This is a genomic window from Rhodococcus sp. OK519, assembly GCF_003051005.1.
Lineage (GTDB): Bacteria > Actinomycetota > Actinomycetes > Mycobacteriales > Mycobacteriaceae > Prescottella.
The window spans coordinates 365,420-381,175 of the sequence record NZ_QAOW01000002.1 but is presented as its reverse complement, the minus strand read 5'-3'; the positions used below and the strand labels follow the sequence as shown (position 1 = coordinate 381,175).

Annotated in this window: 17 protein-coding genes; 9 read left to right on the top strand and 8 right to left on the bottom strand. The window is 69.2% G+C overall.

What is annotated here, in order from left to right; translation table 11 throughout:
* The first annotated feature begins 40 nt into the window (after positions 1 to 40).
* Entirely contained in the window at positions 41 to 649 is a 609-nt protein-coding gene (gene purN, locus C8K36_RS09130) for a phosphoribosylglycinamide formyltransferase (protein WP_107984140.1), read from the top strand.
* A complete protein-coding gene (gene purH, locus C8K36_RS09125) occupies positions 642 to 2,225 on the top strand; it encodes a bifunctional phosphoribosylaminoimidazolecarboxamide formyltransferase/IMP cyclohydrolase (RefSeq protein WP_107984139.1) in 1,584 nt (527 codons plus the stop codon). The genes purN and purH overlap by 8 nt, the downstream gene beginning before the upstream one ends.
* A gap of 44 nt (positions 2,226 to 2,269) precedes the next feature.
* Here purH and C8K36_RS09120 read toward each other — a convergent pair whose 3' ends face one another.
* Positions 2,270 to 2,518 carry a hypothetical protein gene (locus C8K36_RS09120; protein ID WP_107984138.1) on the bottom strand — a complete coding sequence of 83 codons (249 nt, stop codon included), beginning with the start codon at positions 2,516 to 2,518 and terminating at the stop codon, positions 2,270 to 2,272.
* Between the two features lie 348 nt (positions 2,519 to 2,866).
* Entirely contained in the window at positions 2,867 to 3,832 is a 966-nt protein-coding gene (locus tag C8K36_RS09115) for an alpha/beta hydrolase family protein (RefSeq protein ID WP_107984137.1), read from the bottom strand.
* Between the two features lie 88 nt (positions 3,833 to 3,920).
* On the opposite strand from C8K36_RS09115, the gene C8K36_RS09110 reads away from it, so the two are divergent.
* Both C8K36_RS09110 and C8K36_RS09105 read left to right on the top strand, forming a co-directional pair.
* Positions 3,921 to 5,312, top strand: coding sequence for an ATP-binding protein (locus C8K36_RS09110; RefSeq protein ID WP_258195342.1), 1,392 nt, complete (start codon positions 3,921 to 3,923; stop codon positions 5,310 to 5,312).
* A gap of 24 nt (positions 5,313 to 5,336) precedes the next feature.
* Positions 5,337 to 7,280, top strand: a complete 1,944-nt coding sequence (locus C8K36_RS09105; RefSeq protein WP_107984136.1) for a vWA domain-containing protein — start codon at positions 5,337 to 5,339, stop codon at positions 7,278 to 7,280.
* A 13-nt stretch (positions 7,281 to 7,293) separates the two neighbouring features.
* Here C8K36_RS09105 and C8K36_RS09100 read toward each other — a convergent pair whose 3' ends face one another.
* Both C8K36_RS09100 and C8K36_RS09095 read right to left on the bottom strand, forming a co-directional pair.
* Entirely contained in the window at positions 7,294 to 7,677 is a 384-nt protein-coding gene (locus tag C8K36_RS09100) for a VOC family protein (protein WP_107984135.1), read from the bottom strand.
* A 16-nt stretch (positions 7,678 to 7,693) separates the two neighbouring features.
* On the bottom strand, positions 7,694 to 8,620 hold the full coding sequence (locus C8K36_RS09095; RefSeq protein WP_107984134.1) for an AEC family transporter: 927 nt from the start codon (positions 8,618 to 8,620) through the stop codon (positions 7,694 to 7,696).
* A gap of 145 nt (positions 8,621 to 8,765) precedes the next feature.
* Here C8K36_RS09095 and C8K36_RS09090 point away from each other — a divergent pair, with 145 nt between their 5' ends.
* Entirely contained in the window at positions 8,766 to 9,086 is a 321-nt protein-coding gene (locus tag C8K36_RS09090; RefSeq protein ID WP_107984133.1) for a MerR family transcriptional regulator, read from the top strand.
* Positions 9,087 to 9,137: 51 nt separating this feature from the next.
* Entirely contained in the window at positions 9,138 to 9,533 is a 396-nt protein-coding gene (locus C8K36_RS09085) for a hypothetical protein (RefSeq protein WP_107984132.1), read from the top strand.
* On the opposite strand, the gene C8K36_RS09080 is transcribed toward C8K36_RS09085, so the two are convergent.
* The 4 genes from C8K36_RS09080 to rpsR form a co-directional block, all read right to left on the bottom strand.
* Entirely contained in the window at positions 9,530 to 10,306 is a 777-nt protein-coding gene (locus tag C8K36_RS09080) for an ABC transporter ATP-binding protein (RefSeq protein ID WP_107984131.1), read from the bottom strand. The genes C8K36_RS09085 and C8K36_RS09080 overlap by 4 nt on opposite strands.
* Entirely contained in the window at positions 10,303 to 11,340 is a 1,038-nt protein-coding gene (locus C8K36_RS09075) for an iron ABC transporter permease (protein ID WP_107984130.1), read from the bottom strand. Before C8K36_RS09075 ends, C8K36_RS09080 begins: the two co-directional genes overlap by 4 nt.
* Entirely contained in the window at positions 11,337 to 12,521 is a 1,185-nt protein-coding gene (locus tag C8K36_RS09070; protein WP_107984129.1) for an ABC transporter substrate-binding protein, read from the bottom strand. The genes C8K36_RS09075 and C8K36_RS09070 overlap by 4 nt, the downstream gene beginning before the upstream one ends.
* Before the next feature lie 61 nt (positions 12,522 to 12,582).
* Positions 12,583 to 12,837 carry a 30S ribosomal protein S18 gene (gene rpsR, locus C8K36_RS09065; RefSeq protein WP_107984128.1) on the bottom strand — a complete coding sequence of 85 codons (255 nt, stop codon included), beginning with the start codon at positions 12,835 to 12,837 and terminating at the stop codon, positions 12,583 to 12,585.
* Positions 12,838 to 12,919: 82 nt separating this feature from the next.
* On the opposite strand from rpsR, the gene C8K36_RS09060 reads away from it, so the two are divergent.
* The 3 genes from C8K36_RS09060 to C8K36_RS09050 all read left to right on the top strand — a co-directional run bounded on the left by C8K36_RS09060 (position 12,920) and on the right by C8K36_RS09050 (position 15,749).
* A complete protein-coding gene (locus tag C8K36_RS09060; protein WP_107984127.1) occupies positions 12,920 to 13,531 on the top strand; it encodes a trimeric intracellular cation channel family protein in 612 nt (203 codons plus the stop codon).
* 62 nt (positions 13,532 to 13,593) lie between these two features.
* On the top strand, positions 13,594 to 14,280 hold the full coding sequence (locus tag C8K36_RS09055; RefSeq protein ID WP_107984126.1) for a response regulator transcription factor: 687 nt from the start codon (positions 13,594 to 13,596) through the stop codon (positions 14,278 to 14,280).
* Positions 14,280 to 15,749 carry a HAMP domain-containing sensor histidine kinase gene (locus C8K36_RS09050; protein WP_420910869.1) on the top strand — a complete coding sequence of 490 codons (1,470 nt, stop codon included), beginning with the start codon at positions 14,280 to 14,282 and terminating at the stop codon, positions 15,747 to 15,749. Before C8K36_RS09055 ends, C8K36_RS09050 begins: the two co-directional genes overlap by 1 nt.
* Positions 15,750 to 15,756 lie beyond the last annotated feature (7 nt).

Genomic DNA, 15,756 nt, shown 5'->3' with positions numbered 1-15,756 from the left:
TAGTGCGCTGACTGCCACGCGTGACCAGCTGCGGCCCACGGTGCCCGCTCGGATCGTCGTACTCGCATCGGGGACGGGCAGCCTGTTGCAGGCGCTCATCGAGGCCACGCGCACCGAGGGCTACCCGGCGACCATCGTCGCTGTCGGGGTCGACCGGGACTGCGCCGCCACCGACCACGCCGACGCGGCAGACGTCGCGCACTTCAAGGTGTCGCTGCGCGATCACGCCGACCGTGCCGCCTGGGACGTCGCGCTCACCGAGGCAGTGTCCGCGCACGAGCCTGATCTGATCGTCAGCGCCGGTTTCATGAAGATCCTCGGCCCCGCGTTCATGGAGCGCTTCGCGGGCCGCATCATCAACACGCACCCCGCGCTGCTGCCGTCGTTTCCCGGCGCACACGCGGTGCGAGACGCGCTCGCATACGGCGTCCGGGTGACCGGGTCGACGGTCCATCTGGTCGACGGTGGCGTCGACACCGGCCCGATCCTGGCGCAGGAGCCGGTCGAGGTTCTCGACGGCGACGACGAGGCCGCGCTGCACGAGCGCATCAAGAATGTCGAGCGGAGACTGCTGGCCGAGATCGTGGCCGCCGTCGCCCTCCGAGGTGTTGTTTCCGACGGACGAAAGGCCGTGATCCCAAGTGAGTGAACGCAAGGCAGTGCGCCGTGCACTGGTCAGCGTCTACGACAAGACCGGCCTGGTCGAACTGGCCACCGGCCTGCACCAGGCCGGTGTCGAACTGGTTTCCACCGGTTCCACCGCTGCCAAGATCGCCGATGCCGGCATCCCGGTCACCAAAGTCGAAGACCTGACCGGCTTCCCCGAGTGCCTCGAGGGCCGCGTGAAGACGCTGCACCCTCGCGTGCACGCCGGTGTCCTCGCCGACACCCGCAAGCCGGAGCATCTCGCGCAGCTCGAGGAGCTGGGCATCGAGGCGTTCCAGTTGGTGATCGTGAACCTCTACCCGTTCACGCACACCGTCGCGTCGGGTGCCAGCCCGGACGAGTGCGTCGAGCAGATCGACATCGGCGGCCCGTCGATGGTGCGTGCGGCGGCCAAGAACCACCCGTCGGTCGCGGTCATCGTCGACCCGAAGAAGTACGAGGGCGTCCTCGCTGCGGTCGAGGCCGGCGGCTTCAACCTCTTCGAGCGGACCGCACTGGCCGCGCAGGCGTTCCAGCACACCGCGTCCTATGACGTCGCGGTCGCCAACTGGATGACGTCCACGCTGGTCGAGTCCGTCCCGAGCGGAGTGGAGGACGATTCGGCACAGTCGCAGTTCCCGCGGTGGGTCGGTGCGACGTGGGACCGTTCGGCGGTGCTGCGCTACGGCGAGAACCCGCACCAGGCTGCGGCGCTGTACGACAGCCCGGCCGGCCCGGCGGGCCTCGCGCAGGCGAAGCAGTTCCACGGCAAGGAAATGTCGTACAACAACTACACCGACGGTGACGCCGCGTGGCGTGCCGCGTACGACCACTCCGAGCCTGCCGTCGCGATCATCAAGCACGCCAACCCGTGCGGCATCGCGGTCGGCGCCGACATCGCCGAGGCGCATCGCAAGGCGCACGCGTGCGATCCGGTTTCCGCGTTCGGTGGCGTCATCGCCGCGAACCGTGAGGTGACCGTCGAGATGGCCGAGCAGGTCGCCGACATCTTCACCGAGGTCGTCATCGCCCCGTCGTACGCGCCGGGTGCCGTCGAGGTGCTGGCTCGCAAGAAGAACGTGCGTGTCCTCGAGGCCGCCGCTCCCACCGAGACCGGCATCGAACTGCGTCCGATCTCCGGCGGCGCGCTGCTGCAGGACCGCGACGTCCTCGACGCGGACGGCGACAATTCGGCCAACTGGACGCTCGTCGTCGGTGAGGCCGCGGACGCGAAGACCCTCGCGGACCTCGAGTTCGCGTGGCGCGCATGCCGTGCCGTGAAGTCCAACGCGATCCTGCTGGCGAACGACGGTGCCTCGGTGGGCGTGGGCATGGGTCAGGTCAACCGCGTCGACTCCGCGCATCTCGCGGTGCAGCGTGCCGGTGACCGTGCCAAGGGTTCGGTGGCCGCGTCCGACGCGTTCTTCCCGTTCCCCGACGGACTGCAGGTCCTGCTCGACGCCGGTGTCCGCGCCGTCGTCCAGCCGGGTGGATCGGTCCGTGACAACGAGGTCGTCGAGGCCGCCCGCGAGGCCGGCGTCACGCTCTACCTGACCGGTGCGCGCCACTTCGCGCACTGATCGGACCTTCGCTGCGACGCTCCCTCGTCGCGGTCTCGAGTGCCTCAGGCCGCGAGACCGGACGGGGGAGCGTTGTGCTGTGCGGACTCGACCAGCGCGCGGGCACTGGCGTCGTCGGTGCCCGAGATGACCAGGCGGGCCGCGCCGCGGGCGAGCAACTGACTGATGAGTTGCGCCGTGGCCGCATCCTGGCCTGCGTCGATGTGAGTGAGGTCGAGGGTGACGACCTGTCCGGTGAGGTCACCGGGCAGGTCCTGTCGGTGGGCGCTCAGTGCGCCGAGACGAAGCTTCATGTGTGGTTCTCCTGAACTGTGTATGGGTGAAAGCGGCAAAAGAAAAGGCACCCGAGGCGGTGTGCCTTCGGGTGCCCGAGAATGGTGCCGGTTACGGGTGACTCATTCTCGGTGCCGTCGATCGAAGGCTGCGGGGCTGTGCCACGCGGGTACGGCTGCAAATACGTGATCGTGAGAAAAATGCTTGCTGCGAAGCTGCATTGCATTCTTCGCGGGGCTTTCGACGCGCATCGTGACCGTACCTTTCTCGTGTGTGCCCGTTGGTTAACGGATGACCATACAGCAGTGACCGCCCGGCGACATCTCGGTTTTTTGTCGAGCGTGTCGCCGGGCCCTCCCGGCGGGGTGTCAGAGGCTGCGCAGCCAGCCCTCGAAACCGTCGGTGAACTCGGCCGACCACGGCAGCGGCGCGATGTAGTCGGCGCCCGTGGAGGCGTCGTCGCCGATCTCCTTGAGCACGTGGTTGGCGGTCGTCATCCGCAGCGACGTGAGGGCGGTGTGGGCGAGCGCGGCGTCGAGAGCGTCGACGTCGCTGCTGCTCAGCTGGATGTCCTTGGCCGAGCAACTCGTCACGACGGGCATCCCGGCGGGCAGATCTCCGGCGAGTTCGCGCGGGTCGAGCGCGTCCTCCTCGGCGAGGGCGCGGGCGTTGGCGGGCACCAGTCCGGCGGCGCGCAGCGGGTCCGGCAGGTCGTCGCTCAGCGTCGCATCGCTCCGCAGTGATTCGACGGCGCCGGCGAGCGCGACGCGCAACTCGTCTGCCAGTTCCACGGGCAGTTGCCCGGCGGCCACCACAGCCGTGAGCTGTCCGTCGATCTGCGTTGTCAGCAGGTCCAGCAGGCGGACCGCGAGCGGCTCGAGCAGGCCCACACCCGCGACGGCAGCGCCGCTGCCGGCAAGTGCCAGCGCGATCAGCGCGCCCTCGCTGTGGCCGACGGCGTACACCCGTTCGGGGTCGACGGCGGCTCGGCTCGCGAGGAAATCCAACCCCGCGCGGGCCGATTCGGTGAACACCGAGAAGCCCAGGTCGCCGATGTCCTCGATGTCGTAGGGCCCCAACCCGGTGGAGCCGCTGCCGAGCTTGTCGTAGCGCAGGCTCGCGTAGCCGTGCTTCTCGAGCAGGTCTGCGAGGAACGCGAGGGTGCCGATCGAGCCGGGCAGGAGCGCGCTGTCACCGTTGCGATCGGTGGGACCGCTGCCGGCGAGCAGCAGCACCGCGGGCGCGGGCGCGTCCGGGCCGGAGCCGACCGGGAGACGGAGGCTGCCGTGCAGAGTGATGTCGCCGGTGGTGAACGTGATCTCGGTGTCGGCCATGAGGTGTGTCTATCAGAGCGCGCTGTCGACTTCGTGCGCGTCGGCGGTCCCACGTGCCGAATCGCCCGAACACTCGTAACTTGGAGTGGTGACTGCCACACTGCCAGTGCATCTGCCGCGGACCCTCGGCCAACTCCGCGCGTCCGGACACCTCCAGCGTTCGGTCAAGGACGAGATGCGGGAGAACCTGCTCGCCGCGCTGCGTGACGGGGTCGATCCGTGGCCCGGCATCGTCGGTTTCGAGGAGACGGTGCTGCCGCAGCTCGAGCGGGCCCTCATCGCCGGCCACGACGTCGTGCTCCTCGGCGAACGCGGTCAGGGCAAGACCCGACTGCTGCGCACCCTGAGCCTGCTGCTCGACGAGTGGACGCCGGTGATCGACGGCTCCGAACTGGGGGAGCACCCGTACGAGCCGATCACCCCGATCTCGCTGCGCCGGGCCGCCGAACTGGGCGACGCGCTGCCGGTGACGTGGCGGCACCGCAGTGAGCGGTACGCCGAGAAGCTCGCCACCCCGGACACTTCGGTGGCCGATCTGGTCGGCGACGTCGACCCCGTCAAGGTTGCGGAGGGCCGCAGTCTCGGCGACCCGGAGACCATCCACTTCGGGCTGGTGCCCCGGGCGCACCGCGGCATCGTCGCGATCAACGAACTGCCGGACCTGGCCGAGCGAATCCAGGTGTCGCTGCTCAATGTCATGGAAGAACGCGACATCCAGGTCCGCGGGTACACCCTGCGGTTGCCGCTCGACGTGCTGCTCGTCGCCAGCGCCAACCCCGAGGACTACACCAACCGGGGCCGCATCATCACCCCGCTCAAGGACCGGTTCGGTGCCGAGATCCGCACGCACTACCCGTCGATGCTCGAGGACGAGATTGCGGTGGTCCAGCAGGAGGCGAACCTGCAGGCCGTCGTGCCGCACCACCTGCTCGAGGTCCTTGCCCGGTTCACTCGCTTGCTGCGCGAGTCGACGTCGGTGGACCAGCGCTCGGGCGTCTCGGCCCGCTTCGCGGTGGCGGGCGCCGAGACGGTGAGCGCTGCCGCGGTGCATCGCAGCGCGGTGCTCGGCGAGGCCGAGGCGGTGGCCCGTCCCATCGATCTCGGCACGATCGTCGAGGTACTCCGCGGCAAGGTCGAGTTCGAATCCGGTGAGGAGGGAAGGGAACTCGAGATCCTCGAGCACCTGCTACGGCGCGCCACCGCCGACACCGCGCGCATCCGACTGGGTGGCATCGACCTCGCGCCGCTCGTGGCGGCCGTCGAACTGGGGCAGCCCGTGGTGACCGGGGAACGGGTCACCGCCAAGGCCCTGCTCGGCGAACTTCCCGAACTCGACGTGCTCGACGACGTGGCACGTCGCCTCGGCGCGGAGACCGACGGGGAGCGTGCCTCGGCCGCCGAACTCGCCCTCGAGGGCCTGTACCTGGCACGGCGGATCTCCAAGAACCCCGACGAGAACGGTCAGGCCGTCTACTCGTAGTCGGAATTCGTGAAGGGAGACGGGATGTCTCGCGGAGCCCGCTACGGCCCGTACGAAGGCGGCGATCCACTGGCGCCCCCGGTGGATCTGCGGGACGCGCTGTCCGCTATCGGTGACGACGTGCTCGAGGGTGCGTCGCCGCGCCAGGCGCTGCGGGAATTGTTGCGGCGTGGCATCGGGGACCGGCGCGGACTCGACGACCTGGCCGCGCAGGCCAACAAGCGGCGCCGGGAACTGCTGCAGCGCAACAACCTCGGCGGCACCCTCGACGAGGTGCGGGAACTGCTCGATCGTGCCGTGCTCGAGGAACGGAAGGCGCTCGCGCGTGCTCTCGACGACGACGCCCGGTTCGCGGAGATGCGCATCGAGGAACTGCCGCCGTCCACCGCGCAGGCCGTCGCGGACCTGGCCGATTACGACTGGCGCAGCAGCCAGGCGCGTGAGGATTACGAGAAGATCCGCGACCTGATGGGACGCGAACTGCTCGATCAGCGGTTCGCCGGCATGAAGCAAGTGCTCGAGGGCGCCACGGACGAGGATCGCGAGAGTATTCGGGAGATGCTCGCGGATCTGAACTCGTTGCTGGACAGCCATGCTCGCGGAGAGGACACCACGCAGCAGTTCGAGGAGTTCATGGACCGTCACGGTGAGTTCTTTCCCGAGAACCCACGCAACACGGAGGAACTGCTCGATTCGCTGGCCCGCCGGGCAGCGGCCGCGCAGCGGCTACGCAACTCGCTCACCCCCGACCAGCGCGCCGAACTGGACGCCCTGGCGCAGCAGGCCTTCGGCGATCCGTCGCTCATGAATCAGCTGGACCGGCTGGACGCGCACCTCCAGTCGGTTCGGCCGGGTGAGGACTGGAACGGCTCGTCGCAGTTCCGGGGCGACGAGGGCCTCGGGCTGGGGGAGGGGACGTCGGCGATGGCCGACGTCGCCGATCTCGAGCGGCTGTCCGAGCAACTGTCGCAACAGTATCCGGGAGCACAGCTCGACGACATCGACACCGAGGCGCTCGCCCGGCAACTCGGCGGTGAGGCCGTCGCCGACGCGCGCACGCTCGCCGATCTCGAGCGGGCGCTGCAGCAACAGGGGTTCTTCGACCGTGCGCCCGACGGTCAATGGCGGCTGTCGCCGAAGGCGATGCGTCAGTTGGGGCAGACGGCGCTTCGGGACGTCGCCGGACGTCTCGCAAACCGCGGCGGACAGCGTGAGACCCGTCGCGCCGGGTCGATGGGGGAGCCGACGGGGGCGTCGCGGTCGTGGGAGTTCGGGGACACCGAACCGTGGGACGTCACGCGGACACTGACCAACGCGATTCTGCGTGAGCCCGGCCGGATGCCGGTGCGGATGACGGTGGCCGACGTCGAGGTCGCCGAGACCGAGCAGCGGGCGCAGGCCGCGGTCGCGCTGCTGGTGGACACGTCGTTCTCGATGGTGATGGACGGGCGCTGGGTGCCGATGAAGCGCACCGCACTCGCCCTGAACCACCTGGTGACCACGCGGTTCCGGGGAGACGCCCTGCAGCTCATCGGGTTCGGCCGCTACGCCCAGGCCCTGTCCGCCACAGAACTCGCCGGACTGGACGGCGCGTGGGATCAGGGAACCAACCTGCACCACGCGCTGCTGCTCGCGGCCCGGCACCTGCGCCGGCACCCCAACGCACAGCCCGTCGTGCTCATCGTCACCGACGGCGAACCCACCGCGCATCTCGAGCCCGACGGTCAGGCGTACTTCGACTACCCGCCGAGTGTGCGAACGCTGGGACTCACGGTCCGGGAACTCGACACTCTCGCCCGTCTCGGCGCGCAGGTCACGATCTTCCGGCTCGGCGACGACCCGGGCCTGGCGCGGGTCGTGGACCGGATGGCCCAGCGCGTCGGTGGGCGGGTGGTGGCGCCCGACCTCGACGGTCTCGGTGCCGCCGTCGTCAGCGACTACATGCGGATGCGCCGACCCGGCAGGTGACCGACCCGCGTCGCTACTGACTGGCGATCTGAATGAGGTTGCCGCACGTGTCGTTCAGGACCGCCACGGTCACCGGACCCATCTGCAGCGGTTCCTGGGTGAACACGACGCCACGGTCCTTCAGTCGCTCGTATTCGGCCCGGACGTCGGGGACGGTGAAGGCGGTGAAGGGGATGCCGTCGGCGACGAGGGCCTCCTTGAATGCCTTCGAGGCCGGATGCTGGTCGGGTTCGAGCACCAGTTCGGTGCCGTCGGGTTCCTCGGCCGAGACGACGGTGAGCCATCGGTGTTCGCCGAGGGGGATCTCGTTCTTCTTCACGAAGCCCAGGACGTCCGTGTAGAACGCGAGTGCCTTGTCCTGGTCGTCGACGTACACGCTGGTCAGGCTGATCTTCATGACAACGAGTATGGCATCAGGTCAACAGCGCCGCGACGAGCGCGATCGCGGGGATCGAGGCGAGGGTGGTGACGAAGGCGGCATCGCGGGCGAGAACCATGCCGCGCTGGTACCGGCTGGCGTACACGAATACGTTCTGCGCGGTGGGCAGAGTCGAGACGACGACGATCGCGAACAGTTCGTGACCGTCGAGGCCCATCACGAACCGGGCCATCACATACGCGAGGACGGGCTGCACGAAGATCTTGAGCGCGGACGCGAGCGCGACGTCGCGTCGCGGGCTCGCACCCTTCTCCAGCACTCGCACGCCGTACAGGGACAGGCCGAACGCGAGCAGCGCGCCCGGCACCGAGGCGCCGCCGATCAGTTGGAACGGCTGCATCAACGCCTCGGGCGGCGTCCATCCGGACACTGCGACGACGAGACCGGCGGCGCCCGCCACCACGATCGGGTTCTTGAACGGCGCGGTGACCGTCTCGAGCCGGGACGCGCCCTGACGCGTCGTGCTGATGTCGAGCACCGTGAGCGCGATCGGCGAGAAGATCATGATCTGGAACAGCAGTAGCGGCGCCACGAACGACGCGTCACCGAGCACGAAGACGGCGATGGGGATGCCCAGGTTCGCCGAGTTCACGTACGACGACGCAAGCGCGCCGATGGCCAGTTCCGGAAGCGGCCGGCGAAGCCACAGGCGCGCGATCAGGAGGTAGATGCCGGCGACCGCGAAGGCCGTCGCCGCAGCGACCGCAAGGGTGGGGGAGAACACCACCGACAGGTCGGAGTTCGCGAGGGTGTCGAACAGGAGGGCCGGCGTGGCGACGAAGAACACCAGGCGGCTGAGCACGACCTGCCCGTGCTCGCCGAGGGTCCCGCTGCGACCGAGGAAGAACCCGATCGCGATGACGACGAAGATGACCGTGAAGCCTGCGACCACACCCGACACTGCCTACGTCCGCCGATCTACCGAGGTGTCGCTGAACTGCATATACCGGCGGGAACTCTACTCGCGGGCCGTCCGACCGCTGCGACGGGCCGGTTGTGTGAGCCGCTGCCGATTCCGGGCGCCGAGCACTGCTACCGTTCCTTTCGTGGGAATTCAACCGCCGGAGGAATCTTCACGCTCGAAGCGTGGTGTCTACGGCATTTCGGTGACGTCCGAGCTGTCCGGGATCGGTCCGCAGACGCTCCGCCTGTACGAAAGTCGTGGGCTGATCGCGCCGTCGCGTACCGCGGGCGGCACCCGCAGGTACAGCGAGGACGACCTGCACCGGCTCACCCGGATCGGTGAACTGGTCGCGCTCGGCGTGAACCTCACCGGAATCGGTCTCATCCTGACACTCGAGGACGAGCGCGCCGAGTTGCGCGCCGAGAACGCCCGCCTGCGGGCCGCAGCCGAATCTGCTGTGTAGGAGCCGACACCGTCGAGTCCGATCCTGCGCCTACCCGAAGAGGACGATCGAGTGCCCCGCACACATGAACACGCCGACCGCTACTCCGACGCGTTGACGACGCTGGCCGCCGCGACGCATCGGCCCACCAACGTTGTGAATATCGGCGGCGTGTACGCGATCCGCGTCGATTTCGCCTTCGGTATGTACGTGCTCGCGACCAACACCGAGCACGGACTGAGCAGTGACCCCGACGCGCGGGACATCTGGCTCGTGCGGTTCTTCGAGCAGAATTCGGACGCGTCGGCGGAGGACATCGAACTGGTCGCAGCGCGGCACGAGTGGCTGGCCGACGCATTCGATCTGGTGATCGCGGAACTGATAAGCACCGGAAAGTGGGTGTCGTCGGACGCCATGTTCCACGAGATCGCACCGCGACCGGACGTGGAGAACGAGTCGGACAGCTAGCCCTCGCCCAGCCGGAAGATGCCGTCGCTCGCGTCGAAGCGGACGCGGCGTGAGTCGAAGGCGCGAGTGATCGCACCGGATGCGACGAGGGTAGCGGGGCTGCCGTCGACGACGGTTCCGTCGCCCGCCGCGAGCCATACGTGCTGCGACGTGCGCAGCACCAGTTCCACGTCGTGGGTGGACAACAGCACCGTGATGCCGGCGTCGGTGGCGATCTCCTCGAGGAGCGCCAGCAGTTCGACGCGCGCGGCCACGTCGAGGTAGGCGCTGGGCTCGTCGAGCACCAGCAGCGCCGGGTGCTGCACGAGCGCCCGTGCGATGAGCACCCGCTGGCGCTGTCCGTCGGACATCTCGTGCAGTCGCACGTCGGCGAGGTCGGTGGCGCCCATGCGGTCGAGGCTCTCGGCGATCAGACGCTTCTCGTCGTCGCCCAGCCGTGACGCGAAGCCCTGGTGGGGGAGGCGTCCGAGTGCGGCCACCTCGCCGCCCGTGAGCAGGCCGCCGTCGACACGATCGGTGAGGACCACCGCGATCCTGCGCGCGCGGTGCGCGGGGGACAGCGTGGTGACGTCCACGCCGTCGAGCAGGACCGACCCGCCGAGGATGCGCTGCAGACCGGCGACCGAGCGGAGCAGAGTCGACTTGCCCGCGCCGTTGGGGCCGAGCAGCGCGGTGACCTGCCCGGCGTGCGCGATCAGGCGCAGATCGCTCAGGATCCTGCGAGCGGGGCGTCCGGGGTAGCCGACGGTGACGTCGTCGAGCACGAGTGTCATGCGACGCTCCCGGCCTGCGCGCGGCGTGACCGCAGCAGCACGAGGATCACCACGGGCGCGCCGACGAGCGCGGTCACGACGTTGAGGGGCAGGACGCCGTCGCGCCCCGGCAACTGCGCGACCACCGAACAGAGCAGCGACACGGCGGCGCCCATGAGCACCGCGCCGGGCAGCAGGATTCGGTGGTCCGACGTCCCGAGCGCCAGCCTCGCGAGGTGCGGGACCGCGATGCCGAGGAACGCGATGGGACCACAGAACGCGGTGACGGCACCGGCGAGCAGCGCGGCCGATGCGATCGCAACGGTGCGGGTGCGGATCAGGTGGACGCCCATCGAGTGGGCGTAGTCCTCGCCGAGCAGCATCGCGTTGAGGGCCCGCACCAGCGTCGCGGCCAGCACGATACCGACGATGACAGCGGGCACCAGAACCCGCAGATCCGACCACGACGCACCGGCGTACGACCCCAGGCTCCACAGGATGAACTGCTGCATCTGCGCGGGCTGCGAGAACGCGACCAGCAGCGAGACGACCGCGCTGGTGACCGACCCGACCATGACGCCGACGATGAGCAGTGTGACGACGGAACGGACCCAGCGCGAGATGGCAAGGACCAGCAGCAGCACCGCGAGCGCGCCGATCGCGGCGGCCACGGCGATTCCGAGCCGTCCCGTCCCCGCGACCGCCGCGAAGACACCGGCGCCGGTGCCAGAGCCCAGGACCACCAGCGCGACACCCAGGCTGGCGCCGGAGGACACTCCGAGGATGTACGGGTCGGCGAGCGGATTCGCGAACAGTGTCTGCATCAACAGACCCGCGACCGCGAGCGCGGCGCCCGCGCACGCGGCGGTGACCACCCGCGGCAGACGAATGTCCGCGATGAGAGTGGTCCAGCGCTCGGACCCCGCGTCACCGGTGAACAGGTAGCGGGCGGTGGTGCCGAACGGGATCGTCACCGACCCCACCGAGACCGCGAGGATCGTGGCCGCGACGACGAGCGCGACCAGCGCTGTGACGGCAGCGGCGGTGCGGTTCACTGCAGTCGGCGGTAGAAGGTGAACTCGTGGCCGGGCAGCAGGTCCGGGTGGGCGATCGCGATGAGGTCGGCAAGCACCAGGTCGGGACGCAGGACGCCCTGCTCGTAGATGTCGAGCGCGCCGGCATCGGTCACGCGTGCCGACGACGTCCACACCTGCCCGTCGCGGAACGCTGCGAACTCGGCGAGGCGGGGTTCTGCGCCGATCGCGTCGGCCTTGGTCGTGTTGGACGACGTACTGATCGCGAGCGGGAAGTCTCCGGCCTTCGCGAAGACCGTCTCGAGGTCTGTCTGCAGGCTGCCCGTGCCGGGTTCGGTCATCCACGGGTGCGAGATGCGCGCCGTCGCGTACAGGTCGTTGGAATAGCTGGCCAGCGGCACGGACCAGGCGCCCTGGTACGGCAGACCGGGAACGATCGGCACGGGCGCCGTGTTCGCGGCGAGCGTCGTGTACTTGTCGTACCCGGTGACGATGCCGTCGAACGTCTCGGTGGCCTGCTGCTCGGTGCCGGTGAGCGCGGCGAAGAACTTGATCCATTCGGCGCGGCCCAGTGGATCCGTCTCGAGCCAGTCGTAATTGTCGAGGACCGGGATCTCGGACCGTTCGATCACCGCGAACGCGGGATCGGTGAAGCCACCGGTCACGAAAGCCTGCGGCGCCTGCGCGACGACGGCCTCGGCATCGACCTGACCGGCGGTGGCGAACTGCGTGACCCCGTCGTCGGCAATGTGTTTGCGCGCGGCCTCGCTGTAGACGTAGTCGGCGCTCGCGAAGCCCGTCAGGACGTCGAGCTTGCCGAGCGCCTCGAGGCTCGGAAGATGCGTGGTCGACTCGGCGAACAGGTTCGTCACGGGAGTGGCGACCTGCTGCGCGCCGGCCAGATCACCGGTCAGTTCGGGGGCCGGGGCGCCGCAGCGGGTGAGCACATACGACTCGTCGGCCTGGCCGGGCTGTCGAACCGTCAGCACCTGGTACGAGTTGTGGTACTCGATGTCGAAGTTCTCGGCGTACTCGACGCTCTGCTTGTTCGGGAAGTAGTCGGTGCCCGCATCGAAGTCGGTGATGCAGTCAGCGGCACCGCCTCCCGCGGAGGTCGACGAATCGGACGAGCAGGCTGCGACGCCGCCCACGGTGAGGGCGGTCGCGGCGAGAACAGCGACGGTACGGAACGAAAACGACACCCGGAGAATCTAGCGTGCAGCGGCAGCGATCCCTGCGGCACTTACCCCGAACGGAAGGGCGCTAGCGGTTGGTGAAGGGCAGGAGCGCCATTTCGCGAGCGTTCTTGACGGCCACGGCGACCTGGCGCTGCTGCTGCGGGGTCAGGCCCGTGACTCGGCGGCTGCGGATCTTGCCGCGGTCCGAGATGAACGTGCGGAGCAGGTTGACGTCCTTGTAGTCGACAGTCTCGATACCGGCGGCGATCAGCGGGTTCTTCTTGGGGCGACGGCCCTGCTCGCTGCGTGATTTCTTCGACGGTGACCTCTTGACTGCCATTGCTCTTCCTTCCGCAGTGTCTCGACGGGCGCAATTCTACCGGACTCGTGTCCAGTCGCGGCGGCCATGCGAGGCTGTCCGCGTGCTGCTCGAGACCCTCGAACTGGTGGGCATCGTCGCGTTCGCCGCGTCCGGTGCCCTGGTCGGGGTGAGTAAACGCTTCGACGTTTTCGGGGTGTGCGTGGTCGGAGCCTTCACCGGAGTCGGCGGCGGCATCGTCCGCGACCTCCTTCTGGGCATCCACCCTCCGACGTCGCTGACCAGTTGGCCGCTGCTGGGCACCGCGTTGGCGACCTCGGTGGTCGTGTTCTTCCTGCACTCGGCGCTCGGCAGGCTGCGCCGCGAGATCCTGGTGCTCGACGCGCTCGGCATGGGACTGTTCGCGAGCACCGGCGCCGCGATCGCGCTCGACGCGGGGGCCGGCGCGCTCGCATCAGCGCTGATCGGGGCGACCGCTGCGATCGGCGGCGGCATCCTGCGCGACGTGCTGGTGAACGAGGTGCCACTGTTGCTGCACCGCGACCTGTACGCGATCCCGGCGCTGCTGGGAGCCGCGTTCGTGGTGGCCGGCACGTCGGCCGGGCTGGCCGACAACACGTGCCTCGTGATCGGGACCGTCGTCGCGTCGGGCCTGCGACTGATCGCTATGTGGCGGCACTGGAGCCTGCCCGGCCCGCGCCGGCCCCGGGAGTGACCCGACACGCGTGAACGGGATCCTCTCAGCGGGATCTCAGTCGGTGGGGCCAAAATGTCGGCATGCGCATATTGGTGGTCGACGACGACCGGGCGGTGCGGGAGTCGTTGCGACGGTCCCTGAGCTTCAACGGCTACACCGTCGACCTCGCCGTCGACGGACTCGACGCCCTCGAGAAGGTGACCGCGTCCCGTCCCGATGCGCTCGTGCTCGACGTCATGATGCCGCGACTGGACGGGCTCGAGGTCTGCCGTCGCCTGCGCAGCACCGGCGACGATCTGCCTATTCTCGTTCTCACTGCCCGTGATTCGGTGTCGGAGCGGGTCGCCGGACTGGATGCCGGCGCCGACGACTACCTGCCCAAGCCCTTCGCGCTCGAGGAGTTGCTGGCACGCCTGCGCGCCCTGCTCCGACGCGCGACGCCCGTCGCGGGCGACGACTCCGAAGCGATGACGTTCGAGGACCTGACACTGGATCCCGTCACCCGCGAGGTGACGCGTGGCGGGCGCTCGATCAGCCTCACCCGCACCGAGTTCGCGCTCCTCGAGATGCTGATGGCGAACCCGCGCAGGGTCCTGTCCCGCAGCCGCATCCTCGAGGAGGTGTGGGGGTACGACTTCCCGACGTCGGGCAATGCGCTCGAGGTGTACGTGGGCTACCTGCGGCGCAAGACCGAGGCGGACGGTGAGCCCCGCCTGATCCACACGGTGCGCGGCGTCGGCTACGTCCTGCGGGAGACACCCCCGTGATGGTTGCTCCCTTCGGCAGGCCCGGTCAGCAGCAGCAGCCGCCGGGGCCCATGCCCCCGTGGGGCCCGATGCGGCCCGTCCAGCACGAGATGCGGCCACCGATGCCGCTGACGCGTTCGGTGTCACTGCGCTGGCGGGTGACGCTGCTCGCGGCGTCCGTCGTCGCCGTCGCCGTCGCGCTGATGGCGTTCGCGGCGTACGCGGTGGTGTCGCGGGCGCTGTACGCCGACGTCGACCACCAGCTGCAGTCGCGCGCGTCGGCCATCGTCGACAACGACCTCATCACGTTCGATCCCCGCTACATCGCGGGCGCCACCCTCTACACCACCGATATCAGTGTGGCGCTGATCTTCCCGGACCTGAACAAGTACATTCCGCCCGGCTCCGTCGTGCCGATCGGACCTGCGGAACTGGCCGTCGCGCGCGGACAACTCGACTCGTCCCTGCGGACCGTGGAGGGCAATCGGGTGCTGGCCGAACGGACCCGGGACGGCAGCACACTGGTGATCGCCCAACGGCTCGAACCGACCGAGGACGTGCTCGACCGGCTCGCGTGGGTGCTGTTCGTCGTGGGCGGCTGCGGCGTCGTGCTCGCCGCAGCGGCCGGAACCACCGTCGGCCGGACCGGTCTGCGACCGATCGGCAGGCTCACCGCCGCGGCCGAGCGGGTCGCGCGCACCGACGACCTGACGCCCATTCCCGTGACCGGCAACGACGAACTCGCCCGGCTCACCGTCAGTTTCAACACCATGCTCCGCGCGCTCGGGGAATCACGGAACCGGCAGAGCCGACTGGTGGCCGACGCCGGACACGAATTGCGGACGCCGCTCACGTCGCTGCGCACCAACATGGAGTTGCTGATCGCATCGAGCCGACCCGGGGCCCCGAGCATCCCCGATCAGGACATGGCGGACCTCCGCGAGGACGTCGTCGCGCAGATCGAGGAACTGTCCACGCTCGTCGGCGACCTCGTCGACCTGGCCCGTGAGGACGCTCCCGAGACGGTCTTCGAACTCGTCGACCTGAGCGAGGTCGTCGAACGATCGCTCGAGAAGGCGCGACGTCGGCGCAACGAGATCGACTTCGAGGCGCAGACGACACCGTGGTTCATCTACGGCGACCAGGCGGGGCTGTCGCGGGCGGTCCTCAACGTCCTCGACAACGCCGCCAAGTGGAGTCCGACGGGCGAACGGGTGGACGTCACGATGCGTCAGATCGGGGACAGGCTGCTCGAACTCGTCGTCGACGACGCCGGCCCCGGCATCCCGGCCGAGGATCGGGAACTCGTCTTCGAGCGGTTCTACCGGTCCACCGCGTCTCGTTCCATGCCGGGATCGGGTCTGGGGCTGGCCATCGTCCGGCAGGTCGTGACCAAGCACGGTGGCACGATCGCGGTGGAGACGTCGGACCGCGGTGGCGCCCGGATCCGCATTGTGTTGCCGGGCGAGCCTCTGCCCGACGCGCGCTGACACTACC

Bases quoted from the DNA above. Each gene is read 5' to 3' on its own strand.
- C8K36_RS09055 (WP_107984126.1), top strand. From the start codon at position 13,594: ATGCGCATATTGGTGGTCGACGACGACCGGGCGGTGCGGGAGTCGTTG.
- C8K36_RS09105 (WP_107984136.1), top strand. From the start codon at position 5,337: ATGTCTCGCGGAGCCCGCTACGGCCCGTACGAAGGCGGCGATCCACTG.
- C8K36_RS09050 (WP_420910869.1), top strand. From the start codon at position 14,280: ATGGTTGCTCCCTTCGGCAGGCCCGGTCAGCAGCAGCAGCCGCCGGGG.
- C8K36_RS09115 (WP_107984137.1), bottom strand. From the start codon at position 3,832: ATGGCCGACACCGAGATCACGTTCACCACCGGCGACATCACTCTGCAC.
- C8K36_RS09100 (WP_107984135.1), bottom strand. From the start codon at position 7,677: ATGAAGATCAGCCTGACCAGCGTGTACGTCGACGACCAGGACAAGGCA.
- C8K36_RS09120 (WP_107984138.1), bottom strand. From the start codon at position 2,518: ATGAAGCTTCGTCTCGGCGCACTGAGCGCCCACCGACAGGACCTGCCC.
- C8K36_RS09080 (WP_107984131.1), bottom strand. From the start codon at position 10,306: ATGACACTCGTGCTCGACGACGTCACCGTCGGCTACCCCGGACGCCCC.
- rpsR (WP_107984128.1), bottom strand. From the start codon at position 12,837: ATGGCAGTCAAGAGGTCACCGTCGAAGAAATCACGCAGCGAGCAGGGC.